The organism is Acidimicrobiales bacterium (assembly GCA_035540975.1).
Classification (GTDB): domain Bacteria; phylum Actinomycetota; class Acidimicrobiia; order Acidimicrobiales.
This window is the reverse complement of the sequence record DATLFN010000089.1, coordinates 1-23,761: the sequence shown is the minus strand read 5'-3', so window position 1 is coordinate 23,761 and position 23,761 is coordinate 1. Positions and strand designations below refer to the sequence as shown.

The 23,761-nt window shown below is 74.2% G+C and carries 19 protein-coding genes; 15 read left to right on the top strand and 4 right to left on the bottom strand.

Annotation, left to right across the window (positions count from 1 at the left end; all coding sequences use genetic code 11):
* The 3 genes from murA to meaB form a co-directional block, all read left to right on the top strand.
* Nucleotides 1–1,317: UDP-N-acetylglucosamine 1-carboxyvinyltransferase (gene murA, locus VM242_10115; protein HVM05519.1), on the top strand; the 1,317-nt coding region annotated here is incomplete at its 5' end.
* Between the two features lie 54 nt (nt 1,318–1,371).
* On the top strand, nt 1,372–1,629 hold the full coding sequence (locus VM242_10110; GenBank protein HVM05518.1) for a NifU family protein: 258 nt from the start codon (nt 1,372–1,374) through the stop codon (nt 1,627–1,629).
* A gap of 31 nt (nt 1,630–1,660) precedes the next feature.
* A complete protein-coding gene (gene meaB, locus VM242_10105; GenBank protein HVM05517.1) occupies nt 1,661–2,611 on the top strand; it encodes a methylmalonyl Co-A mutase-associated GTPase MeaB in 951 nt (316 codons plus the stop codon).
* Nucleotides 2,612–2,620: 9 nt separating this feature from the next.
* Here meaB and VM242_10100 read toward each other — a convergent pair whose 3' ends face one another.
* Nucleotides 2,621–3,046, bottom strand: coding sequence for an SET domain-containing protein (locus VM242_10100; protein ID HVM05516.1), 426 nt, complete (start codon nt 3,044–3,046; stop codon nt 2,621–2,623).
* A gap of 39 nt (nt 3,047–3,085) precedes the next feature.
* On the bottom strand, nt 3,086–5,614 hold the full coding sequence (gene glgP / locus VM242_10095; protein HVM05515.1) for an alpha-glucan family phosphorylase: 2,529 nt from the start codon (nt 5,612–5,614) through the stop codon (nt 3,086–3,088).
* Nucleotides 5,615–5,696: 82 nt separating this feature from the next.
* Between glgP and VM242_10090 the strand changes: the two genes are divergently transcribed.
* The 6 genes from VM242_10090 (at nt 5,697) to VM242_10065 (ending at nt 16,088) form a co-directional block, all read left to right on the top strand.
* Nucleotides 5,697–6,332, top strand: a complete 636-nt coding sequence (locus VM242_10090) for a hypothetical protein (protein ID HVM05514.1) — start codon at nt 5,697–5,699, stop codon at nt 6,330–6,332.
* Between the two features lie 10 nt (nt 6,333–6,342).
* Entirely contained in the window at nt 6,343–8,295 is a 1,953-nt protein-coding gene (locus VM242_10085; protein ID HVM05513.1) for an alpha-1,4-glucan--maltose-1-phosphate maltosyltransferase, read from the top strand.
* Nucleotides 8,292–9,971 (top strand): maltose alpha-D-glucosyltransferase, encoded by a 1,680-nt coding sequence (treS, locus tag VM242_10080; protein ID HVM05512.1) that lies wholly within the window; start codon nt 8,292–8,294, stop codon nt 9,969–9,971. The genes VM242_10085 and treS overlap by 4 nt, the downstream gene beginning before the upstream one ends.
* A gap of 11 nt (nt 9,972–9,982) precedes the next feature.
* Nucleotides 9,983–11,269, top strand: coding sequence for a phosphotransferase (locus VM242_10075; protein HVM05511.1), 1,287 nt, complete (start codon nt 9,983–9,985; stop codon nt 11,267–11,269).
* A complete protein-coding gene (glgB, locus tag VM242_10070) occupies nt 11,259–13,460 on the top strand; it encodes a 1,4-alpha-glucan branching protein GlgB (protein ID HVM05510.1) in 2,202 nt (733 codons plus the stop codon). The genes VM242_10075 and glgB overlap by 11 nt, the downstream gene beginning before the upstream one ends.
* A gap of 261 nt (nt 13,461–13,721) precedes the next feature.
* Nucleotides 13,722–16,088, top strand: coding sequence for a DUF3536 domain-containing protein (locus tag VM242_10065; GenBank protein ID HVM05509.1), 2,367 nt, complete (start codon nt 13,722–13,724; stop codon nt 16,086–16,088).
* 78 nt (nt 16,089–16,166) lie between these two features.
* On the opposite strand, the gene VM242_10060 is transcribed toward VM242_10065, so the two are convergent.
* A complete protein-coding gene (locus VM242_10060) occupies nt 16,167–17,144 on the bottom strand; it encodes a DUF4921 family protein (GenBank protein ID HVM05508.1) in 978 nt (325 codons plus the stop codon).
* 93 nt (nt 17,145–17,237) lie between these two features.
* Here VM242_10060 and VM242_10055 point away from each other — a divergent pair, with 93 nt between their 5' ends.
* From VM242_10055 to VM242_10035, 5 genes are all read left to right on the top strand, one after another.
* A complete protein-coding gene (locus tag VM242_10055) occupies nt 17,238–18,440 on the top strand; it encodes an AMP-binding protein (protein HVM05507.1) in 1,203 nt (400 codons plus the stop codon).
* A 79-nt stretch (nt 18,441–18,519) separates the two neighbouring features.
* Nucleotides 18,520–19,254: a DUF72 domain-containing protein gene (locus VM242_10050; GenBank protein HVM05506.1), complete on the top strand. Its 735-nt coding sequence runs from the start codon at nt 18,520–18,522 to the stop codon at nt 19,252–19,254.
* 32 nt (nt 19,255–19,286) lie between these two features.
* Nucleotides 19,287–20,417: a cysteine desulfurase family protein gene (locus tag VM242_10045; protein HVM05505.1), complete on the top strand. Its 1,131-nt coding sequence runs from the start codon at nt 19,287–19,289 to the stop codon at nt 20,415–20,417.
* A gap of 3 nt (nt 20,418–20,420) precedes the next feature.
* Nucleotides 20,421–21,455 (top strand): tRNA 2-thiouridine(34) synthase MnmA, encoded by a 1,035-nt coding sequence (mnmA, locus tag VM242_10040; GenBank protein ID HVM05504.1) that lies wholly within the window; start codon nt 20,421–20,423, stop codon nt 21,453–21,455.
* A gap of 81 nt (nt 21,456–21,536) precedes the next feature.
* Nucleotides 21,537–22,343: a PPK2 family polyphosphate kinase gene (locus tag VM242_10035; GenBank protein ID HVM05503.1), complete on the top strand. Its 807-nt coding sequence runs from the start codon at nt 21,537–21,539 to the stop codon at nt 22,341–22,343.
* Nucleotides 22,344–22,356: 13 nt separating this feature from the next.
* Here VM242_10035 and VM242_10030 read toward each other — a convergent pair whose 3' ends face one another.
* Nucleotides 22,357–23,274, bottom strand: coding sequence for a hypothetical protein (locus VM242_10030; protein ID HVM05502.1), 918 nt, complete (start codon nt 23,272–23,274; stop codon nt 22,357–22,359).
* Here VM242_10030 and VM242_10025 point away from each other — a divergent pair.
* Nucleotides 23,273–23,761 (top strand): hypothetical protein (locus VM242_10025; protein HVM05501.1); only part of this gene is annotated, 489 nt, incomplete at its 3' end. The two genes, VM242_10030 and VM242_10025, sit on opposite strands and share 2 nt — an antisense overlap.

The window sequence follows — 23,761 nt, the reverse complement described above, 5'->3', positions numbered from 1 at the left end:
CGCCAGGAGGGGCCCGAGGACGACGATCGACGCCCGCATGCGCTCGACCAGCTCGTACGGCGCCTCGGGGGTGATCTCGGGCGGCCGGGCGTGCCCCTCGACGGCACCGTGCGGGTGAGCGGCGCCAAGAACTCGGTGCTGAAGCTCATGGCCGCCACCCTGCTGGCGGAGGGCACGCACGTGCTGCGCAACGTCCCCCGCATCGCCGACGTGGAGACCATGGCGGACCTGCTCACCTCCATGGGAGTGGACGTCGCCCGGGACGCCGACACGCTCACCATCCGCCGGCCGCCCGAGATCACCCCCGAGGCGCCGTACGAGCTGGTCGAGCGCATGCGGGCGTCGATCGTCGTCCTCGGGCCCCTCCTGGCGGCGTGCGGGCAGGCGTGCGTGTCGATGCCGGGGGGCGACGACTTCGGCTCGCGCCCCGTGGACGACCACCTCACCGGCCTGGAGGCGCTGGGCGCCGGGTTCCAGCTCAACCACGGCGTCATCGAGGGACGGGCGCCCGCCCTGATCGGCGAGCGCATCGTCCTGGAGGTGCCGAGCCACACGGCCACCGACACCATCCTCATGGCCGCCGTGCGGGCCAAGGGCGTCACGGTGATCGAGAACGCCGCCCGCGAGCCCGAGGTCGCCGACCTGGCCGCCCTCCTGAACCGCATGGGCGCCCGCATCGTCGGCGCCGGGACGTCGACCATCACCGTGGAGGGCGTCGACGAGCTGTCGCCGGCCGACCACGAGGCCATCCCCGACCGCGTCGAGGCGGCCACCTTCCTGGCCGCCGTCGCCGTCGCGGGCGGGGAGATCACCCTGCACGGCGCCCGCCACGACCACATGGACATGCTGCTGGCCAAGCTCGGGGAGATGGGGCTGCGCACGTCGCCCACCTGCGACGGCGTGTGGGCGGCCGCCCCCCGCCGGCTCACCTCGGCCGACGTGTCCACCCTCCCGTACCCGGGCATAGCCACCGACTACAAGCCGCTCCTGATGTCGGTGCTGGCGGTGTCGGAGGGCGTCGGCATCGTCACCGAGAACCTGTACGGCGCCAACCGCTTCAACTACGTCAACGAGCTCGTCCGCATGGGCGCCGACATCCGCATCCAGGGCCACCACGCCGTCGTCCGGGGCGTGGAGCGCCTGTCCGCCGCCCCGGTCAAGGCGCACGACCTGCGGGCGGGCGCCGGCCTTGTGGTGGCCGGCCTGGGGGCCGACGGCGAGACGGTCGTCGCCGACGGCTGGCACATCGACCGCGGCTACGACGACCTGGCCGGCAAGCTGCGCCACCTCGGCGCCGACGTGCGCCGCGAGCGCTGACTCCGCCCGGGGCCGGGAATGGGCCGTGCTCCGGGCGGGTTGTAGCCTTCTGCCATGGAAACCCAGCTTCTCGAGGCGATGGAAGCGATCCGCCCCGCCCTCCAGTCGGACGGGGGCGACATGCGCGTGCTCTCCGTCGACGAGGAGACCGGCGTCGTCGACATCGAGTTGATGGGCGCCTGCGGCGGCTGCCCCATGTCGGGTCTCACCCTGAAGGCCGGCATCGAGCGGATCCTCAAGGACCGCGTCCCCGGGATCACCGAGGTGCGGGCCAAGGGCATCGACTTCGACACGGTCGAAACCGACTTCTGACCGGCGTCCGCCCGGGGCCGCGGGCACGAGCGTGATCTCCGGCGACCCCGGGGCGCTGCTCGACCACGCTGCCGCCGGGAGCCGCCGGGCGCTGGCCCGGCTGATCACGCTGGTGGAGCGCGGCGGCGACGACGCCCGGTCGGTCGGGCGCCTCACCTATCCCCGCGGCGGGGAGGCGTACACGCTCGGGATCACCGGCGCGCCGGGCGCCGGCAAGTCGACGATCACCGACCGCCTGGTGGGCCACGTCCGGTCGATGGGCACCGAGGTGGCGGTGCTGGCGGTCGACCCGTCGTCGCCGTTCTCCGGCGGGGCCATCCTCGGCGACCGCGTGCGCATGCAGGGCCACGCCGGCGACCCCGGCGTGTTCATCCGCTCGATGGCCACCCGCGGCCACCTCGGCGGTCTCGCCCTGGCGACGCCCGAGGCGATCCGGGTGCTCGACGCCTGCAACTTCCCGCTCGTGGTGGTGGAGACGGTGGGCGTGGGGCAGGTGGAGGTGGAGGTGGCGGGATGGGCCGACACCACCGTGGTCGTCGTGAACCCCAGGTGGGGCGACGCCGTCCAGGCGAACAAGGCCGGCCTCCTGGAGGTCGCCGACGTGCTGGTCGTCAACAAGGCGGACCGCCCCGGCGCGGCGGAGGCGGAGCGGGACCTGCGCACGATGCTGGACATGAACCTCGACCCCGGCCCGTGGCGGCCGCCCGTTGTGCGGACGGTGGCGACGACCGGCGAGGGCGTGGACGAGCTGTGGGACGCCGTCGCCGCCCACCGCGCCTTCCTGGGGGACAGCGGGCTGTTGGCGGCGCGGCGGGCCCGGCGCCTCGACGACGAGGTGCGGGCGATCGTCCTGCACCGCCTCGCCGCCCGGGCCGAGGGCCGGCTCTCGGGCCCGCGCTACGAGCAGGTCAGCGCCGACCTGGCCGCCCGCCGCACCGACCCCTGGTCGGCCGCCGAGGCGCTCCTCGGCCCCAGCGCCTGAGCGAGCGGGTCACGCCGGCGGGGGCGCCGGCAGGTCGAACCAGAGGTCGCCGCGGCCGTCGGGGTGCCCGGTGTAGTTGATGGTGACCTCGTCGCCGGCGGCGATGTGGCGGACGGCACGGAAGCGGGCGAGCCGGCGGCGGTGGTCGAGCTCGTACTCCGCGTTCGGCTCCCACGAGTGGTTGTAGAGCGACCCGTAGCCGAGGGCCAGCCCCACGGCGTCGTCCTTCCACGTGAAGTAGAGGCCCCGCAGCTGCGTCTGCTCGATCAGCGTCTCGTCGGGGGGCGGGCAGACGATCACCGGGCAGCACTCGACGACCTCGCCGGTCGCGAAGGGCCGGGCGGCGAACACCCCGATGCCGTCGATCGGCGACGCCGCGACGTACAGCGCGCCGGTCGACGCGATCCTCGAACGCAGCGCGCCGCGGCGCCCCACGGCGCTATTGCACCACAGGCGGCGGGGCCGCCGCCTCGGTTACGCCCAGGCGGCGCGCCCCATCTCCACCGGCGTGCCCAGGTCGGCGTGGGCCGGGATGACGCGCACGGTGAAGCCGTAGCGCCCGGCCTGCTCGGCGCAGAACGTGCAGACGTAGCGGTAGGTGGCCGGGCCCGGCCCCTCGCCGACCAGGTCCATGGTGACGACGGCCGGCGCGGTGATCTCGTCGTTGGGCCCCACCGGCCCGAAGATGAGTTGCACCGCCACGTCGTCGGGGGTGAGCGAGCCCAGCGACACCACGGCCGACACCGTCCGGTCGGTCCCGATGTCGGCCACCGCCGAGTCGCTGTCCACCGCCTCGACCTTCACCGCGTCCCACTGGGCGAGGACCCGCCGTTTCCACGACGTGAGCTCGCGGGCGCGCGTGTACTCGCCCGCGCCGATGTCGTCGGCCCGTACCGCCAGGGGCTCGTACAGCTGCTCGACGTAGTCGCGCACCATGCGCGAGGCGGTGACCCGCGGCCCCAGGGAGACGAGCGAGGACTTGATGCGCCGGACCCAGCGCCGGGGCACGACGCCCTCCACCCGCTCGTAGAACAGGGGGACCACCTGGTGCTCGAGGATCTCGAACAGGCTGCCGGCCTCGACGGCGTCGCGCCGGCCGAGGTCGTCGTACGTCTCCGCCGAGGAGACGGCCCAGCCGTTCTCCCCGTCGAACATCTCGTTCCACCAGCCGTCGAGGATCGAGCAGTTCAGGGCGCCGTTGAGAGCCGCCTTCTCGCCGCTCGTGCCGCACGCCTCCTGGGGCCGGCGCGGGGTGTTGAGCCACACGTCGCAGCCCTGGAGGAGCGTCCGGGCCACGGCGATGTCGTAGTCCTCCACGAACGCGATGCGGTGGCGCACCGCCGGGTCGCGGGAGAACTGGACGATCTGGCGGATCATCTCCTTGCCGATGTCGTCGGCCGGGTGCGCCTTGCCGGCGAACACGATCTGAACGGGACGGTCGGGCGACAGGAGAAGGGCGCGCAGCCGCTCGGGCTGGGAGAGCAGGAGGGTCGCCCGCTTGTAGGCGGCGAAGCGCCGGGCGAACCCGATGGTGAGGATCCTCGGGTCGAACACCTCGTCGCACCACGCCACGTCGGACTCGCTGACGCCCCGGCCGAGCGCCGCCTGGCGCAGGCGCTGGCGCACGAAGCCGACCAGGCGCTCGCGGCTCTGCTCGCGCACGCGCCAGATCTCGTCGTCGCGGGCGGCCGCCAGGCGCTGCCACATGGTGGCGTCGGCCTCGTCCCAAGCCGGTACCAGGTGGCGCGACAGCAGGTCGTTCATGTCGTCCGAGACCCAGGTGTGGGCGTGGACGCCGTTGGTCACCGACGTGATCGGCGCCTCCTCGGGCGGGATGTCGGGCCACAGGGCGCTGAACATCGTCCGGCTGACCTGCCCGTGGAGCGCCGACACGCCGTTGGACATGCCGGCCAGGCGCAACCCCATCACCGCCATGTTGAACGGGTTGTGCGGGGGCTCGTCGGGGAGGTGGCCGAGCGCCATGAGGTCGTCGAAGGGGACGCTGCACTCGTCGGCCCACCCCTGGAAGTACCGCTGCATGAGCTCGTGGGGGAACCGGTCGATGCCGGCCGGGACGGGTGTGTGCGTGGTGAACACGGTGCCGGCGCGGACCGACTCGATGGCCTCGGCGAAGCTCATGTCCGACCCCTTGACCAGGCGGCGGATGCGCTCGAGGCCGAGGAAGCCGGCGTGGCCCTCGTTGGTGTGGAAGACCTGGGTCTCCTCGCCGACGGCGTCCAGGGCGCGCACGCCGCCGATGCCGAGGAGGATCTCCTGGCGCAGGCGGTGCTCGGTGCCGCCGCCGTAGAGCCGGTCGGTGACGCTGCGGTGCTCGGCGTCGTTGTCGTCGATGTCGGCGTCGAGGAGGTACAGGCGCACCCGGCCGACGTCGGCCCGCCAGATCTGGGCGGAGACCTCGACGCCGGCCAGGTCGACGCTGACGCGGGCGCCGTCCACCAGCCGCACCGCCATGGCGTGGGGGTCGAGGGTGGGGTAGCGCTCCTGCTGCCAGCCGTCGGGGTTGAGCTCCTGGCGGAAGTACCCCATCCGGTAGAACAGCCCCACGCCGACGAGCGGGACCCCGAGCCCGCTGGCCGCCTTCAGGTGGTCGCCGGCCAGGACGCCGAGGCCGCCCGAGTACTGGGGCACGGCCTCGGCGATGCCGAACTCGGGCGAGAAGTACGACACCGAGCGCAGGGCGCTGGGCCGCTCCTGGAACCACGACGGGGAGGTGAGGTCGTTGCGCAGGTCGCCGTGGACCTCCGACAGGAACGCCATGAAGGCACGGTCCCGGGTGAGCGTCTCCAGCCGGTCGCGGCCGACAATGCCGAGGAGCCGCACCGGATCGTGGCCGGTGACCTCCCACGTCCCCGGGTCGATCCAGCGGAACAGGTTCCTGGTGTGGCCGTTCCAGGACCACTGGAGGTTCATCGCCAGCTCGTGCAGGGGGGCCAGCGCCGGAGGGAGCTTGGCCCGGACGGTGAAGCTGCGGAGTGCCTTCATCGGGTCCGGACGCTACTGGGGGGAGGCGCCCGGGCGCCCACGCCCCGCCGCCGGATCCCCGGAGGCGACGACAATGCCGGGGATGGGACGATGGTCGGACGCCGTCGACGCGCTGTCGGCCGCCGACCCCGCCATGGCCGCGTTCGTGGCCCGGGCGGGGCCGTGCCGTCTCGTGCGCCGCCGCCACCCCGGCGGCGCCTTCGCCGCCCTGGCCCGCTCGATCCTGTACCAGCAGCTGGCCACCGGCGCGGCAGCCGCCATCGCCGCCCGCTTCTCCGCCCTCTACGACGGCCGCCCCACGCCGGCTGCCGTCCTGGCCACGCCCGACGCCGACCTGCGCGCCGCCGGCCTGTCGGCGGCCAAGGCGGCCAGCGTCAAGGACCTGGCGGCCAAGGTGGCGGACGGGACCGTCGGGCTTGTCGGCATCTCCCGGCTGTCCGACGACGAGATCGTGGAGCGGCTGTGCGCGGTGCGGGGCATCGGCCCGTGGACGGCGCAGATGTTCCTGATCTTCCAGCTCAACCGTCCCGACGTGTGGCCGGTGGGCGACTACGGCGTCCGCGCCGGCTACGCGCAGATCGCCGGGCTTCCCGCCCCGCCGTCGCCGCGGGACCTGGCGGCGGCGGGGGAGCGCTACCGCCCGTGGCGCACCGTCGCCGCGTGGTACTGCTGGCGGGCCGTCGACGCCGGGGTTTCCCCGACCCCGGGGGCGTGGTAGGGCTACGTGGGTGAGTGAAGCGCGCCCTTCGCCCCGTACCGGCCGCGTCGTCGTCGAGAACGTCCGCCCGAGCACCCCGTCGGGGTACCCGGCCAAGGCGGTGGTCGGCGAGGCCGTGCGGGTGTCGGCCGACGTCTTCAAGGACGGCCACGACCACCTCGCCGCACGGGTCCGGTGGCGGCCCGCCGGTAGCGACAAGTGGTCGGTGGCGCCCATGCGCGAGATCGTCAACGACCGGTGGGAGGCGGTGGTCGAGCCCACCACGCTGGGTTCGCACCAGCTGGTCGTCGAGGCGTGGACCGACGCCTACGGGACCTGGCGGCACAAGGTGACCACCAAGCTGGCCGCCGGCCAGGCCATCGACGTGGAGCTGGAGGAGGGCGCCCGGCTGCTCGAGCGCCGGGCCGCGCTCGCCGAGGAGCACGACCGCTCCCATCTCGGCCAGCTGGCCGCAACCCTGCGGGGCGACGACTCGACGCCTCCGCCCCAGCGGCTGGCACCCGCCCTCGCGCCGGAGGTCGCCGACCTTCTGGCCGGTCCGGCCGGCGCCGCCGACCTGACCGCCTCCGACCCGGCGCCGCTGTGGGTCGACCGCGAGCGGGCGCTGGTGGCCGCCTGGTACGAGCTGTTCCCCCGGTCGGAGGGCGGCCTCCGGGGCACCATCGAGCGCCTGCCGGCCGTCGCCGACATGGGCTTCGACATCCTCTACCTCCCGCCCGTCCACCCCATCGGGCGCCAGTTCCGCAAGGGGCCGAACAACGTCACCGAGGCGGGGCCCGACGACGTCGGCAGCCCGTGGGCCATCGGCGGGCCCGAGGGCGGCCACACCGCCCTGCACCCCGACCTCGGGACCTTCGACGACTTCGACGCCCTGGTGGCGGCGGCCCAGGAGCACGGCATGGAGATCGCGCTGGACTACGCGCTCCAGTGCTCGCCCGACCACCCCTGGGTCCGCGAGCATCCCGAGTGGTTCCACCACCGGCCCGACGGGACCATCGCCTACGCCGAGAACCCCCCGAAGAAGTACCAGGACATCTACCCGATCAACTTCTGGCCCGACGACGACGCCGACCGCCAGGCGCTGTGGCAGGAGTGCAGGGCGATCGTGGACTTCTGGATCGGCCGGGGCGTGCGGGTCTTCCGGGTCGACAACCCGCACACCAAGCCGGTGGCGTTCTGGGAGTGGATGATCCCGGCCGTGCAGGCCGAGCACCCCGACGTGTTCTTCCTGGCCGAGGCGTTCACCCGCCCGAAGATGATGGCGAAGCTGGCCGAGGTCGGGTTCTCGCAGAGCTACACGTACTTCACGTGGCGCACCGCCCGGACCGAGCTCGAGGAGTACCTCGAGGAGCTGGCCCACGGCCCCAAGGCGGACTACATGCGCCCCAACTTCTGGCCCAACACGCCCGACATCCTGAGCGGGCCGCTGCGCGACGGGCCTCCGGCGGCGTTCCGCCAGCGCTTCGTGCTGGCCGCCACCATGACGCCCTCGTACGGCATCTACAGCGGTTACGAGCAGTACGAGAACCAGCCGGCGTCGCCGTCGAACGAGGAGTACCTGCGTTCCGAGAAGTACGAGATCAAGCACCGCGACTGGGACGACCCCCACACCATGGCGCCGTTCGTGGCCCTGGTGAACGGGGCGCGGCGCCGGCACCCGGCGCTCCAGCGCCTGCGCAACATCGCGTTCCACGGGTCGACCAACCCGAACGTGATCGCCTACTCCAAGCACACCGACGACCGCTCCGACGTGGTGCTCACCGTCGTCAGCCTGGACCCCCACCACCCGGCGGAGGCGACGCTCGACCTCGACCTCGCCCTCCTCGGCCTGCCCTGGGACCAGCCCTACGAGGCGTTCGACGAGCTGACGTTCCAGTCGTTCTCGTGGTGGGGCAGCACGCCCTACGTCCGCCTCGAGCCCTTCCAGGCCGCCCACGTCCTCCACCTGCGGACGCTGCGATGAGCCTTCCGGCACCGGGGGCGCAGGTCGGCACGGCGGAGAGCGTCGCCGACCCGACGTGGTTCCAGCGGGCGGTGTTCTACGAGGTCCTCGTGCGCGGCTTCTACGACGCCAACCAGGACGGCACGGGCGACCTGGCGGGCCTGACCGAGAAGCTGGACTACGTGGAGTGGCTCGGGGTCGACTGCCTGTGGCTGCTGCCGTTCTACCAGTCGCCTCTGCGCGACGGCGGCTACGACATCGCCGACTTCTTCACCATCCTCCCCGAGTACGGCGACCTGGCCGACGCCGTGGGCCTGGTGGAGGAGGCGCACCGCCGGGGCATCCGGATCATCGCCGACCTGGTCATGAACCACACCAGCGACGCCCACCCCTGGTTCCAGGAGTCGCGCCAGGACCGGAACAACCCGAAGGCCGACTGGTACGTGTGGAGCGACGACCCCGAGCGGTGGTCGGAGGCCCGCATCATCTTCGTGGACACCGAGACGTCCAACTGGACCTGGGACCCGGTCCGCCAGCAGTACTACTGGCACCGGTTCTTCTCCCACCAGCCTGACCTCAACTACGACAACCCCGAGGTCCAGCAGGCCATGCTGGACGTCGTCCGGTTCTGGCTGGACATCGGCCTCGACGGGTTCCGCCTGGACGCCGTCCCCTACCTCTACGAGCGGGACGGAACCAACGGCGAGAACCTCAAGGAGACGCACGAGTACCTCAAGCGGGTCCGCAGCGAGGTGGACGCCGACTTCCCCGGCAAGGTCCTCCTGGCCGAGGCCAACCAGTGGCCGGCCGACGTCGTGGACTACTTCGGCGAGGGCGACGAGTGCCACATGTGCTTCCACTTCCCCCTCATGCCCCGCATGTTCATGGCGATCCGGCGGGAGCAGCGGTACCCCATCACCGAGATCCTGGCCCAGACGCCGGACATCCCACCCGGGTGCCAGTGGGCGATCTTCCTCCGCAACCACGACGAGCTGACGCTTGAGATGGTGACCGACGAGGAGCGGGACTACATGTACGCCGAGTATGCCAAGGACCCGCGCATGAAGCGCAACGTCGGGATCAGCCGGCGCCTGGCGCCCCTCGTCGACAACGACCGCCGTGTGGCCGAGTTGCTCCACGCCCTGCTGTTCTCCATGCCGGGGAGCCCGATCCTCTACTACGGGGACGAGATCGGCATGGGCGACAACATCTACCTGGGCGACCGCGACGGGGTCCGCACGCCGATGCAGTGGACGCCCGACCGCAACGCCGGCTTCAGCCGCGCCGACTTCGCCCGGCTCTACCTGCCGCCGCTGATGGACCCGGTCTACGGGTACCAGGCGGTGAACGTCGAGGCCGAGATGCGCAACCCCAGCTCGCAGCTGCACTGGACCAGGCGCATGCTCGAGGTCCGCCGCCAGCACCCGGTGTTCGGCACCGGGACCTTCGAGGTGATCCCGACCGACAACCCGTCGGTCCTCGCCTTCCTGCGCTGCGAGGAGGACGACCTGGTGCTCTGCGTGAACAACCTGTCGCGCTTCGCCCAACCGGCGGAGCTGCCGCTCCAGCGCTTCGCCGGCAAGACGCCGATCGAGCTCATGGGCAGGGTGCCGTTCCCCCGGGTCGGCGAGCTCCCCTACTTCGTCACCCTCAACCCCTACGCCTTCTACTGGTTCCAGCTGGTGGACGCCCAGTGAGCGGCCCGGCGGTGGACGAGACGGCGGTCGACCGGCTGCTCCCTGCCTACCTCGGCCGCCAGCGGTGGTTCTCGGGACCGCCGCCCGAGTCGGCGACCGTCGCCGCCCGCGAGCAGCTCGACGACGGCCTCGAGTGGCTGCTGGTCGACGCCGCCGGCGGCCGGTACCAGGTGGTCGTCGGCCGCCGCCCGGCCCACGCCATCCCCGAGTTCCTGCACGGCCAGGACGCCGCCGTGCTCGGCGTCGTCGGCGACGACGTGGCGTTCGACGCCACGCTCGACCCCGAGTACGCCAGGGTCATCCTGTCGAAGGTGGCGCCCGGCGAGGAGGGGAACCTCGTGCGCCCCATGGGCGCCGAGCAGTCCAACACGTCCCTCGTCTTCGACGACCGCATCGTGCTCAAGCTGTTCCGCCGGCTGCACGCCGGCGCCAACCCCGACGTGGAGGTGACGGTGGGCCTGGCCGCCCAGGGGTTCACGTCGGTGGCCCAGCCGCTCGGGGTGTGGCGGCGGGACGGCGTCGACCTCGCCGTGGTCGCCCGGTACCTGGCCGGTGGGGCCGAGGGGTGGGCGCTGGCGCTCACCTCCCTGCGCGACCTGTACGCGGGGGCGAGTGACGACCCGGCGGCCGCCGGAGGCGACTTCGCCGCCGAGGCGAGGCGCCTCGGCGAGGTCACGGCGGGGATGCACCTGGCGCTGGCCGCCGCCTTCGGCGCGTCGCCCGGGGACCCAGCGGCGTGGGCGGCCCTGGTGGAGACGCAGATGGCCCGCCTGGAGGAGGGCGACGTCGACGCCGTGAAGAGCAAGGAGTTCGTGGAGCGGCTGCGGTCGGTGGCCTCGCCGGGGCCCGCCGTCCGGGTCCACGGCGACTACCACCTCGGCCAGGTCATGCGCACCGACACCGGCTGGTTCGTGCTCGACTTCGAGGGCGAGCCCGCCCGCCCGCTGGCCGAGCGGCAGTTGCCGTCGTCGCCCCTCAAGGACGTGGGCGGGATGATCCGGTCGTTCCAGTACGCGGCGGCCGTCGCCCTGTTCGAGCGCGACGCCGGCGAGCACGAGACGCTGCGCCCGCGGGCCGACGCCTGGGAGCGGCGCAACCGGGGGGCGTTCCTCGGCGGCTACTACGGGACGGCCGGGATCGACGACGTGCTCCCCGCCGCCGGCGCCGACCGCGATGCCGTCCTGGCCGCCTTCGAGCTCGACAAGGCCGTCTACGAGGTCCTCTACGAGCGAGCGCACCGGCCGGATTGGGTAGAGATCCCCCTGGGGGCCGTCAGGAGGTTGCTCGATGCCCGGTAGCAGGCAGAAGTCCGCGGGGTCGCCGCCGTTGCGCTCCGAGCTCGACGTCGACCTCGACCGGCTGGTCGAGGGCGTCCCGGGGGACCCCCATCGCGTGCTCGGCGTCCACGACGGCGTCGTGCGGGCGTGGCGGCCCGGGGCGGCGTCCATGCGCCTGCTGGCGGAGGGCGCCGAGCCCGTCCCCATGCGGCGCATCCGCGGCGAGGGCGTGTTCGAGGCCACCGCCCCGGCGGTGGCCGGCCCGTACCGGCTCGAGGCCCGCTACGACGACGGCAGCACCTACACGTACGAGGACCCGTACCGGCACTGGCCGACCCTGGGCGACATCGACCTCCACCTCATCGGCGAGGGCCGCCATCGCCACCTGTGGCGGGTGCTCGGCGCCCACGTCCGCAGCCACGAGGGAGCGCACGGGACGTCGTTCGCCGTCTGGGCGCCCAGCGCCCGCTCGGTCCGCGTGGTCGGCGACTTCAACCTGTGGGACGGGCGCACCCACCCCATGCGGTCGCTCGGGACGTCCGGGGTGTGGGAGCTGTTCGTCCCCGGCGTGGCCGCCGGCGAGCTGTACAAGTTCGAGATCCTCACTCCCGCCGGCCACGTCACCCTCAAGGCCGACCCCATGGCCTTCCGGGCCCAGCACCCGGCCGAGGGCACGGCCAGCCGGGTCACCGAGGCCGACCACCAGTGGGCCGACACCGGCTGGATGAGCACGCGCGACGAGGTCGAGCACGTCCATGCGCCCCTTTCGATCTACGAGGTCCACGTCGGCTCCTGGCGCAAGCCCCACGAGGACCGCCCGTACAGCTACCGCGAGCTGGCCGAGACCCTGCCCGGCTACGTGGCCGACATGGGCTTCACCCACGTCGAGTTCATGCCCGTCGCCGAGCACCCCTACGAGCCGTCGTGGGGCTACCAGGTCTCGTCGTACTTCGCCCCCTCGGGCCGCTTCGGCACGCCCGACGACTTCCGCCACCTCGTCGACGCCCTCCACCAGAAGGGGATCGGCGTCCTCGTCGACTGGGTTCCGGCCCACTTCCCGGCCGACGACTGGGCGCTGGCCCGCTTCGACGGGACCGCCCTGTACGAGCACGAGGACCCGCGGCTGGGGTCCCACCCCGACTGGGGGACCCTGGTGTTCAACTTCGGGCGCCACGAGGTCCGCAACTTCCTCATCGCCAACGCCCTGTTCTGGCTGGAGGAGTTCCACGTGGACGGCCTGCGGGTCGACGCCGTCGCCTCCATGCTCTACCTCGACTACTCCCGCAAGGAAGGGGAGTGGGTCCCCAACCAGTTCGGCGGGCGCGAGAACCTGGAGGCGGTGGCGTTCCTCAAGGAGCTCAACGAAGCCGTCTACGGCGCCCATCCCGGCGTGATGATCGTGGCCGAGGAGTCGACCGCCTGGCCGGCGGTGTCACGGCCCACCTACCTGGGCGGCCTCGGCTTCGGGTTCAAGTGGAACATGGGCTGGATGCACGACACGCTCGAGTACTTCGCCAAGGAGCCCGTCTACCGGCGCTACCACCACCACGAGCTCACCTTCGGCCTCCTGTACGCCTTCAGCGAGAACTTCATCCTCCCCCTCAGCCACGACGAGGTCGTGCACGGGAAGGGCTCGCTGCTCGGCAAGATGCCGGGCGACCACTGGCAGAAGCTCGCCAACCTGCGGGCCCTGTTCGCCTGGATGTGGGCGCATCCCGGCAAGCAGCTGGTGTTCATGGGCGGGGAGCTGGGGCAGGGGCGCGAGTGGGCCCACGACCGGGGCATCGACTGGTGGCTGCTGGACGACCCCGGCCACCGCGGCGTGCAGGACCTGGTCCGGGCCGTGAACCGGCACTACAAGGCGCTGCCCCAGCTGTGGCAGCGCGACGACGCGCCCGACGGCTTCCGGTGGATCGACGCCAGCGACGTCGAGAACAACGTGCTGTCGTTCCTGCGCTTCGACGACGACGGCCGCCCGCTCGCCTGCCTGGCCAACCTCTCTCCCGTGCCCCGCCACGGCTACCGGTTCGGCCTGCCCGCGGGTGGCGACTGGCGGGAGGTCCTCAACACCGACGCCATCGAGTTCGGCGGGTCCGGCGTCGGGAACTCCGGCCGGGTGTTCGCCCGGGACGCCTCCTGGCACGGCCTGCCGTTCTCGGCCGAGGTGACGCTGCCTCCGCTGGCGGTGGTCTGGCTGGTGCCCGACCAGTAGATCTTCGACCTCATTTTCGCTCCGCTCACTCCATTCGGTCGAGTCCGATCGTGCTCCGGCGGGCGAGCGGAGCTCGCGCCGCCTCCGCCCTGTCCTGTCTCGGTGTCCGCAGCCCGTGGAGGCCGCCTGCGGCGGCGAGTGCGGCCGCAGGCCTTGCGCGGCGAACGCCGCGAAAGTCCGTTAGCGACGCGCTGATCCCGTGCCCGGCGGCGGGCCGCCGGGGCGGAACGGTCGGGCGGCGGCTCCGGGTACCGTCGGAGGGTGCCTCACTCGCTCGTCGTCCACGGCCACTTCTACCAACCGCCGCGCGAGAACCCGTGGACCGAGGAGCTGGGCCGGGAGGCGTCGGCGGCGCCCTACCACGACTGGAACGCCCGCATCGACGCCGAGTGCTACCGCCCCAACGGGGTGGCCCGGGTGTTCGACGACCAGGGCCGGGTCGTCGACATCGTCAACAACTACGCCAACCTCTCCTTCGACGTCGGCCCCACGCTGCTGTCGTGGCTCGAGGCCAACGACCGCGTGACGTACCGGCGCATCCTGGAGGCCGACGCCGACGGGCACCGGGGCATGGCCCAGGGTTGGGGGCACGTGATCCTGCCCCTGGCCAACGACCGCGACCTGCGCACCCAGGTGCGGTGGGGCCTGATCGACTTCGAGCACCGCTTCGGGCGGCGGGCCGAGGGCATGTGGCTGCCGGAGGCGGCGGTCGACGACCGCGTGCTGGCCGTGCTCGCCGAGGAGGGGGTCGCGTTCACCGTGCTCGCCCCCGGCCAGGCCCGCCGGGTGCGTCGCCTGGGCGCCGGCGCGGCGTCGTGGAGGGACGTGAGCGGCGGCGCGGTGGACACGTCACGCCCGTACCGCTGGCTGCACCCCGACGGCTCGGGCCGTGGCGTCGATGTCGTGTTCTACGACGGCGGGCTCTCGCACTCCCTCGCCTTCGAGCTCGGCACCCTCTCCAGCCGAGCGCTCCTCGACACGGTGACGAGCCGCAAGGAGGGGCTGGTCACCATCGCCGCCGACGGCGAGACGTTCGGCCACCACCAGCGGTGGGGCGAGCGGCTGGCGGCCCACGCCCTCACCGTCGAGGCGCCGCAGCGTGGGGTGGAGGTCACCAGCGTGGCCGCCTACCTCCGGGCCATCCGCCCCCGGCACGAGGTGGAGGTGGCGCTGAGCTCGTGGTCGTGCGCCCACGGCGTGAGCCGCTGGGAGGACGACTGCGGGTGCTCCACCGGCGGCCAGCCCGGGTGGCAGCAGCGCTGGCGCCGGCCACTGCGCCACGCCCTCGACCTGCTCCGCGACCGGCTGTGCGAGGTGTTCGAGCGCCGGGGCCCCGGCGTGTTGCGCGACCCGTGGGCCGCCCGCGACGAGTACCTACGGGTGCTGCTGGGCGCGGTGACGAGGGAGGAGTTCGCCGGCGCCCACGTGGTCGGGGACCCCGTCGTGGCCTTCACCCTGCTCGAGGCGCAGCGCCACGCCATGGCCATGTACACCTCGTGCGGGTGGTTCTTCAACGACCTGGCCGGTCTCGAGACGGTGCAGGTCCTGCGCTACGCCCTGCGGGTCATGGAGCTGCTGCGCGAGCTCGAGGAGGACCCCCACGAGGAGGCGTTCCTGGAGGTCCTGGGCAAGGCCGAGAGCAACGTGGCCGAGGAGGGCACGGGGCGGGAGGTCTGGCACCGCCACGTGCTGCCGGCGATGGCCGACGCCGACCGGGTGGCGGCCAACATCGCCCTCTCCGAGCTGCTGGAGGACCGGGCGCCCCCCGGGCGCATCGGCGCCTTCGCCGTCGAGGTCCTCGACCACGCCCGCGACGACCGCGGCGCGGTGGTGCTGTGTACCGGCCGGGTCGTGCTCACCCACGAGCGCACGGGGCGCCGGACCGCCCACGTGTACGCCGCTCTGCACCTGGGCGCCCTCGAGGTGCTGGGCGCCACCCGCCGGGCCGACCCGGCCGCCGACATCGCGGCGGTGGCGTACCTGCGCGGCGCCTTCCGGCACGGCGCCCCGATCACCACGCTGCTCCGGCTGCTGAGCGACGGCTTCGGCCCCGGGGAGTTCGACCTGTCGGCGGCCCTGCCCGACGCCGCCGAGCACATCGTCGAGGGCGCCGCCGGCAGCCTGGCCGAGCGCTTCGTGGCGGCCTACGAGCGGCTGTTCGACGACCACCGCCGCACCATCGACGTGCTGGCGGCGGCCCGCTACCCCTTCCCGCCCGAGCTGCGGGCCCCCGCCGAGCTGGTGCTGGCCCGGCGCCTCGACGCCGAGATCCTGGCCCAGCAGGGCTCGGTCAACCCGTCCGACTACCGCCGGGCCGTCGAGATGGCGCGCCAGGCGCGGGCCAACGGCTTCATCGTCGACACGCCCAAGGCGCGCGCCGTGGTCACCCGCCTCCTCTCGGCCGCCACCGAGCAGGCCGTCGGCGCCGGGGCCGACGCGGCGTCGAGGACCATGGCGGCGCACGGCGCGTTGGCCGCCCTGGCCCTCCTCCAGGTCTCCGCCGACCTGGGGCTGACGGGGCCCTGGGAGCACGCCCAGGAGGTCGTCCACGCCGCCCTGGCCTCGGGCGTGCCGCCCGCCGTCGACCTGCGCCCGCTGGCCGAGGCGCTCGGTTTGGCGGCGGACTAGGTCGTCGAACCTGTCCCGGAAACGACCCGGATCCGAGTCGTTTCCGCCACAGGTTCCGGGCCGCCCGGCGACCGCCGGTCAGGGGCGGGCGGCGGTGAGGTCGGCGGCGGCCGCCTCGGGAGCCACGACGTTGACCATCACGCCCGTGCCGAACTCGAAGCCGGCCGGCGTCGTCAGCTTCGGGACGACGTGGACGTGCCAGTGGAAGGCGCCGGCGGCCCGGTAGGGGGCGGAGTGGAAGACGAGGTTGTAGGGCACTTCGCCGACGCAGGCCCGCAGCCGGCCCAGGGCGTCGCGCAGGGCGCGGCCGACGGCCGTCACGGTGGCCGCACCGGACCGGTGGACGTGGGCACCGTGGGGCTCGGGCACGACCAGCATCTCGTAGGGGGCGGCGCTCCAGAACGGGCACAGCACCACCACGTCGTCGGCGGCCGTCACCAGCCGGTGCCCCTCGGCGGCCTCGGCGGCCGCCGTCGTGCACAGCAGGCAGCTGCCCTCGAAGCGGGCGAACCCCGCCTGCTCGTCGGCCAGCTCGCGGGGCACGAAGGGCATCCCCAGCAGTTGGGCGTGCGGGTGGTCGACCGAGGCCCCGGCCTCCCGGCCGAGGTTCACGATGGCCTGGCTGTAGCGGAGCCCGGGGGTTCCGGCGTGCGCCGCCACCCGCCCGACGATCGCCTCCATGACGAGGTCGACCTGGTCGTCGGGCAGGTCGGCCCACCCCTGGCCGTGGTGGGGCGAGAGGACCAGCACCTCGTGGACGCCGCTCCCGGGGGCCTGGGTGAACACCGGCCCCAGGTGGCTCACCACCATGGGCGCCGTTCCCTCGAACGCCGGGTACCGGTTGGGCACGACCCGCACCAGCCACGCGCCGCCCGCGTCGTGGGTGACCAGGGCGGGGAGGGTCTCCTCCTCGTTGCCGGGGCAGAACGGGCACGGCCGCTCGCCGTCGGCGGGGACCGGCGGGGCGCCGGCCGGGAACGCCTGCATGCGCCCCGACCGGTTGGTGCTCACCACCACCCAGCGCCCGGTCAGGGGGTCGAGGCGGAGCTGGCTCATGCAGGCGGTCGGGCGTCGCCGGTCACCGCCGCACGCTACCGGCGGGCGCCACGGCCCCCGGCCGCCGGCACGGGCCGGGTAGGGTCCGCCCTCGTGGCGGCGGGCAGCGACAGGCAGCTGGTCGAGTACCTGGTGCACGACGTGGCCCTGCATGCGCCGCCGCTGCGCCAGCGCCTGGCCGAGGCCCTCGGGGGCGGGCGCCTCAAGTCGGCCGACGACCTCGCCCGTATGGCCCCGATCGCACTGGCCGACATCACCGACCCCGGCGCGCTCGTCCTGCGGCCCCGCCTGCCGCGCCGCAGCAAGGGCGCGGCGGCGATGGAGCGGGCCTACAAACCCGTGCACTGGCTGGTCCAGGACGGGGTGCCCATCGGCTCGTCGGCGGCCGACGTCGAGCGCCTGGGCTCGTTGTCCGCCCGCTGGCTGACGGCCACGGGCGTGCGCGGCGACGACGTCGTCCTCGGGTTCCTCCCCGCCGGGCCGCACCTGCCGTACTGGCAGGTCGTCCTGGGCGCCATGCGCCTCGGTGTGTCCGCCGTCTTCGTGCCGCCCGTCCCCACCGTGGCCGACGCGGCCCGGCTGCGCCCGAGCGTCCTGGTGGGCCGGCCCTACGACCTGGCCCGCCTTCTCGACGACCGCGTCGCCAGTGGCGCCGCCGCCGGCTGGCGCAGCCGGGTGCGCCTGCTGATCGCGGCGGGCGAGCCGCTGGACGACGCCCTGCGGGCCCGGCTCCGGTCGCTCCTGGCGGCACCGGACGCAGCCGTCGTCTCGGCGTGGGCCCCGCCCGGCGTGCGGGCCATGTGGTGGGAGTGCCCGGGCGCCACGGCGCTGCACACGTGGCCCGAGGCCGAGCTGGTCCAGGTCGTCGACCCTCTCTCGGCGACGCCGGTCCCGCCGGGCGCCGACGGCGAGGTCGTCTGGACGGCGCTGGGCTGGCACGGCACGGTGATGGTCCGCCTCCGGACCGGGGTGATCGCCTCGCTGGAGCCGGGCCCGTGCCCGTCGTGTGGCGCCAAGGGCCCCCTCCTGCGGGTCGACTCGGAGACGCCGTCGTTCCTGCGGGTGCTGGACGACCACCGGGGGGTGGCCGACTGGCAGGCCGAGCTGCGGAACACGGCCGATGGCGAGGAGCTGTTCGTGTTCCTGGCGGTCTCGCCCGGCACGCCCCTGCCCGAGCTGCTGGCCGAGCTCGACACCGAGCTGTTCGCCACCCAGTACGTCGTCGTGGACCCGCCGACGCTGGACGCCCGGCTGGCGGCCCACGGCGACCGCAAGGTGGTCGACCTCCGCGCCTGAGCCGCGCCTGAGCCGCCTGAGCCGCCTGAGCCGGTGCACCGTCGGCGTCCCCCCGGGCGGGGCGGGGTAGGGGAGAGGGGTGCCACGCGGACGCCCCCGGATCGGCTGCTCGGGCTGGGTGTACAAGGACTGGCGGGGGCTGGTGTACCCGGACGACCTGCCGCAGCGGCGGTGGTTCGACCACTACGCCGGCCGCTTCGACAGCGTCGAGATCAACAACACCTTCTACCGCCTGCCCCAGGAGAAGACCATGGACGGGTGGGCCGCCCAGGCGCCCGAGGACTTCGTCTACGCCCTGAAGCTCGGCCAGTTCGGCTCCCACCGCATGAAGCTGCGGGACGCCGCCTCGTGGCTGCCCAACCACCTCGAGCGGGTGGAGCGCCTGGGCCGCTCGCTCGGCCCCACGCTGGTCCAGCTGCCGCCCCGCTGGAAGCGGGACGCCGCCCGCCTCGACGAGTTCCTGTCCGTCGCGCCGGGGCACCTGCGGTGGGCGGTCGAGGTGCGCGAGGGCTCGTGGCTGCACGAGGAGGTGTACGAGGTGCTGCGCCGCCACGGCGCCGCCCTGTGCATCCACGACCTGCTGCCCGACCACCCCTGGGTCCTCACCGCCGACTGGACCTACGTCCGCTTCCACGGTCCGCAGGCGTTGGAGCGCAAGTACTGGGGGCGCTACGGCCCCGACAACCTGGCGCCCGCCGCCGAGCGCCTCGAGGCGTGGCTGGCCGAGGGCCGCGACGTCTATGCCTACTTCAACAACGACCACGAGGCGAACGCCGTGCACGACGCCGCCTGGCTGCGCGACCGCCTGTCGTAGGCCCGGGGCCGCTCCCGTAGCCTGGGAGGGCCGTGACCGCGCCGCTCGCCTACCTCGACCACGCCGCCACCACGCCCCTCCGTCCCGAGGCGCTGGAGGCCATGATGCCCTTCCTCACCGAGCGGTTCGGCAACCCGTCGGGGGCCCACGCCGTGTCCCGCGTCGCCCGCCGGGCGGTGGACGAGGCGCGCGACGTGGCCGCCGCCTGCCTCGGGTGCGAGCCGGGCGAGGTGGTGTTCACGAGCGGCGGCACCGAGTCGGACAACCTGGCCGTCGTCGGCGCCCAGCGCCACCGGGGCGGGACGGTGGTGTGCGCCGCCACCGAGCACCACGCCGTCCTCCACGCCACGACGGCCCTGGGCGGGCGGGCGACCCCCGTCGGCGCCGATGGTGTCGTCGACCTGGACGCGCTGGCGGCCGTCCTCGGCGAGCACACGTCCGTGGTGGCGGTGATGCTGGCCAACAACGAGGTCGGCACCGTGCAGCCGCTGGCCGGGGTGGCCGACGTCGTCCGCCGCCTGGCCCCGGCGGCCGTGCTCCACACCGACGCCGTGCAGGCGTTCCCGTGGCTGGACGTCGCCGCCCTCGGGCAGGTCGCCGACCTCATCGCCGTGAGCGCCCACAAGTTCGGTGGCCCCAAGGGCGTCGGCGCCCTGCTGGTGCGCTCGGGCGTCGTGCTCGAGCCGCTGTTCCACGGGGGCGGCCAGGAGCGGGACCGGCGCAGCGGGACCCACAACGTGGCCGGGATCGTGGGCATGGCCGCCGCCATGCGGGCGACGGTCGAGGGGCGTGCGCGCACGGTGGCCCGGGTCGCCGCCCTGCGCGACCGGCTGGCCGACGGCCTCCTCGCCGCCGTCCCCGACGCCGTCGAGACGGGCCGGCGCGCCGGCCGGGTGGCCGGCAGCTGCCACCTCCGGTTCCCGGGAGCCGAGAGCGAGGCGCTCCTCGTGCTGCTGGACGATGCGGGCGTGTGCGCGTCGGCCGGCTCGGCCTGCGCCAGCGGGGCCCTCGAGCCGTCGCACGTGCTGGCGGCCATGGGCGTCCCCCGGGACGAGGCGCTGGCCAGCCTGCGCCTCTCGCTCGGGCCGGCGACCACCGACGACGAGGTCGACCTGGCGCTCAAGACGGTCCCCGAGGCCGTCGCCCGCCTCCGCGAGGGCTGACCGGTGCGGGTGCTGGTCGCCATGTCGGGCGGCGTCGACTCGTCGGTGGCGGCCGCCCTCCTGCGCGACGAGGGCCACGCGGTGGTCGGGGCCACCCTCAAGCTGTGGGGCGGGGCGAGCGACTCCGGGTGCTGCTCGGTGGCCGACGTGGAGGACGCCCGCCGGGTCGCCCAGCAGCTCGGGATCGACCACCACGTGTTCAACTTCACCGAGGACTTCGAGGCGCGGGTGGTCGGGCCCTACGCCGACGCCCACGCCGCCGGGCGCACGCCCAACCCGTGCATCGAGTGCAACCGCCACCTGAAGTTCGACCGCCTGCTCCAGCGGGCGGTGCGCCTCGGGTTCGACGCCGTGGCCACCGGGCACCACGCCCGGGTCGTGCCCGACGGCGGGCGGTGGCACCTGCGCCGCGGTGCCGACGCCGCCAAGGACCAGTCGTACGTCCTCTCCATGCTCGGCCAGGAGCAGCTGGCGCGGGTGCTGCTGCCGGTGGGCGAGCTGACCAAGGCCGACGTCCGGGCGCGGGCGGCCGCCCTCGGGCTGCGGACCGCCGCCAAGCCCGACAGCCAGGACGTGTGCTTCATCTCACGCGGGGGCGGCCGCCGGGCGTTCCTCGCCCCCCGCATCCCGCTCCGCCCCGGCCGAGTCGTGGACGCCGCCACCGGCGAGGAGGTCGGCACCGTGCCGGCCGTCGAGCTGGTGACCGTCGGCCAGCGCCGGGGCCTGGGCCCGGGCGATGGTGTCCGTCGTTACGCGTTGTCGGTGGACGTCGCCAGCGCCACCGTGGTCGCCGGGACCGCCGCCGACGCCTGCGCCGACGAGGTCGTCCTCGACGCCTCGAGCGTCTCGTGGGTCGACCGGCCGGTTGCGCCGGGCACACGCGTGCTGGCGCAGGCCAGCGCCCACGGCGCCGCCGCCCCCGGGGTCTTCGAGGGCGCGGCGGTGCGGTGGGAGGCGCCCCAGCGCCGCGTGGCGCCCGGCCAGACCGTCGCCCTGTACGACGGCGACCGGGTGCTGGGGGCGGCCACGGCGCGCTGACCCGAGCGTTCTGTGGACCGCCGGCGCCGGACACCGGCTCGTCGTGTCCAGAGAACGGCCACCGCCGCGTAGGGTCGCAGGATGGCGCCGGGCGAGCGGTGGCGGGTGGCGCCCGGGACGACCGTCGACCTGGGTGCCCTCGAACCCGGGTCGACGGACGGCTGTGGCGGGAAGGAGGCGGCCGTCGCCGCCTTCGACGGCCTCCACGCCCGGTTGGCGGAGCTGCAGGAGCGGCTGTGGGCCGAGCACCGCCGGTCGGTGCTGGTGGTGCTCCAGGCCATCGACGCCGGCGGCAAGGACGGGACGGTGAAGCACCTGTTCCGCGGGCTCAACCCGGCCGGGGCACGCGTCGTCTCGTTCCGGGCCCCGTCGGAGGAGGAGCTCGAGCACGACTTCTTGTGGCGGGTCCACCGGCACACGCCGGCCCGGGGCGAGGTCGTGGTGTTCAACCGTTCCCACTACGAGGACGTGCTGGTCGTGCGGGTGCGCGAGCTGGTGCCGGAGTCGGTGTGGCGGCCCCGCTACCGGCTCATCGACGACTTCGAGGCGAACCTGGCGGCCGCCGGCACGGTGGTCGTCAAGGTGCTGCTGCACATCTCCAAGGACGAGCAGGCGGAGCGGCTGCGGGCCCGCCTCGAGGACCCGGGCAAGCGGTGGAAGTTCCGGGTGGGCGACCTGGAGGAGCGGGCCCGCTGGGACCACTACCAGGCCGCGTTCGCCGAGGCGGTGTCCCGCACCTCCACCGACGCGGCGCCGTGGTACGTCGTGCCGGCCGACCGGAAGTGGTACCGCAACTGGGCGGTGAGCACGATCCTGGTCGAGACGCTGGAGTCGCTCGACCCGCAGTACCCGCCGGGCGACGATCTGGCCGGCGTCGTCGTCGAATAGGCGGGCCAGCCCGTCACCCGACGGGCAGGCCCCGCTCGGCCGCCTCCCGCAGCACGGCGCCGGGCCGGGTGGGGGTGACGAGCACCCGGGTGGCGGTGGCCGGCTCACCCAGCCGCTGGCCCGGCTTGGACCGCACGACCGACACCTCCTCGGTGAGGGTGAGCTCCAGGCCGAGGCCGGGAGCGGTCTGGGTGAGGTCCAGGGCGTCGGTGCCGGCCGGCGCCGGGCCGAGGCGAGCGATCACCTGGCGCCGGAACAGCACCGGGTCGGCGAGGGCCATGTGGTCGTGGAGCACGACCCCGGCGGGGACGAACACCAGCCACCGCCGGGACAGCCCGTGCATGGCGCGGAACAGGACGACCGACAGCGGCACCCCGACGGCCAGGACGAGGGCTCCCGGCAGCCACTGGCGGGCGGCCAGCAGCAGCGGCCCGGCGGCGAGAGGCGCCGTGGCCAACGCCCACACGACGCCCAGCACGCCGACCAGCAGCGGTGTCGGCGCCCGCAGGAGGAACCGGCGCTCGCCGGGGTAGGCCGGCCCGTTGACGAAGGCGGTCCCCGTCTCGGGGAGGAGGGCCACGGCGAGGGCGAGCGCCGTCGTGCTGACGGCGAGGGGCGAGCCCGAGGCGTCGAGGGCGGCGAAGAGCGCGGCGGCCACCGCACCGGGGGCGGCGCAGCGCACGACGGTGAGGCTGACCGGGTGGGGCACCAGGGTGGCCACCAGCACCACCGCCCACGCCGCCCACAGGCCGATCGACGCCACGTCCTGCACCGGCCCGCTGCGCTCGGCGAGGGCGTCGGCGAAGGCGGGGCCGGCGGTGAAGGGGAGCACCGCCCACACGGCGCGGAGGACCCACGGGATGACGCGCTGGGGGGCCATGGCGACGCGGAACTCTGGCAGAGGGCCGCTGTGGGCGACAATCTCGGGCATGCGACTCGTGCGGCTGGTGGACCTCGAGGTGTTCAAGCGCTACAGCCTGGCCATCCGCCAGGAAGCGGCCCCCGTCGAGGACGTGCTGGCCGTCCTGGAGGCGACGCTGCGCCAGGTCCGTTCGGTGGCCCCGCCACCCCCGCCGCCGGCGCCCGCCCCGGAGCCGACCGACGCGTGGTCGCCGACCGACGCGTGGTCGCCGGACGCCCGGAGCGGCGACGACGCCTGGGCGGCGAGGGCCGCCCACGGGCCGGACGGCGACGAGGACCGGGACGCGGGCGACGAGGACGACGCCCGGGGCGGCGACGACGCCTGGGCGGCGGGGGCCGCCCACGGGCCGGACGGCGACGAGGACGAGGATGCGGGCGACGACTTCGACGACCTCCTCACCGCGGCGGCCGCCGACGTGGGCGACGCCGGCGCCGCCTCCGACGCCGACCCGTTCGGGGACGACGACGACGACTCCCGGCCCGGGCCGGCACCCCCC

Coding starts and splice junctions, on each gene's coding strand:
- VM242_10110 (HVM05518.1), top strand. CDS start 1,372: ATGGAAACCCAGCTTCTCGAGGCGATGGAAGCGATCCGCCCCGCCCTC.
- glgP (HVM05515.1), bottom strand. CDS start 5,614: ATGAAGGCACTCCGCAGCTTCACCGTCCGGGCCAAGCTCCCTCCGGCG.
- VM242_10090 (HVM05514.1), top strand. CDS start 5,697: ATGGGACGATGGTCGGACGCCGTCGACGCGCTGTCGGCCGCCGACCCC.
- treS (HVM05512.1), top strand. CDS start 8,292: ATGAGCCTTCCGGCACCGGGGGCGCAGGTCGGCACGGCGGAGAGCGTC.
- glgB (HVM05510.1), top strand. CDS start 11,259: ATGCCCGGTAGCAGGCAGAAGTCCGCGGGGTCGCCGCCGTTGCGCTCC.
- VM242_10060 (HVM05508.1), bottom strand. CDS start 17,144: ATGAGCCAGCTCCGCCTCGACCCCCTGACCGGGCGCTGGGTGGTGGTG.
- VM242_10035 (HVM05503.1), top strand. CDS start 21,537: ATGGCGCCGGGCGAGCGGTGGCGGGTGGCGCCCGGGACGACCGTCGAC.
- VM242_10030 (HVM05502.1), bottom strand. CDS start 23,274: ATGCCCGAGATTGTCGCCCACAGCGGCCCTCTGCCAGAGTTCCGCGTC.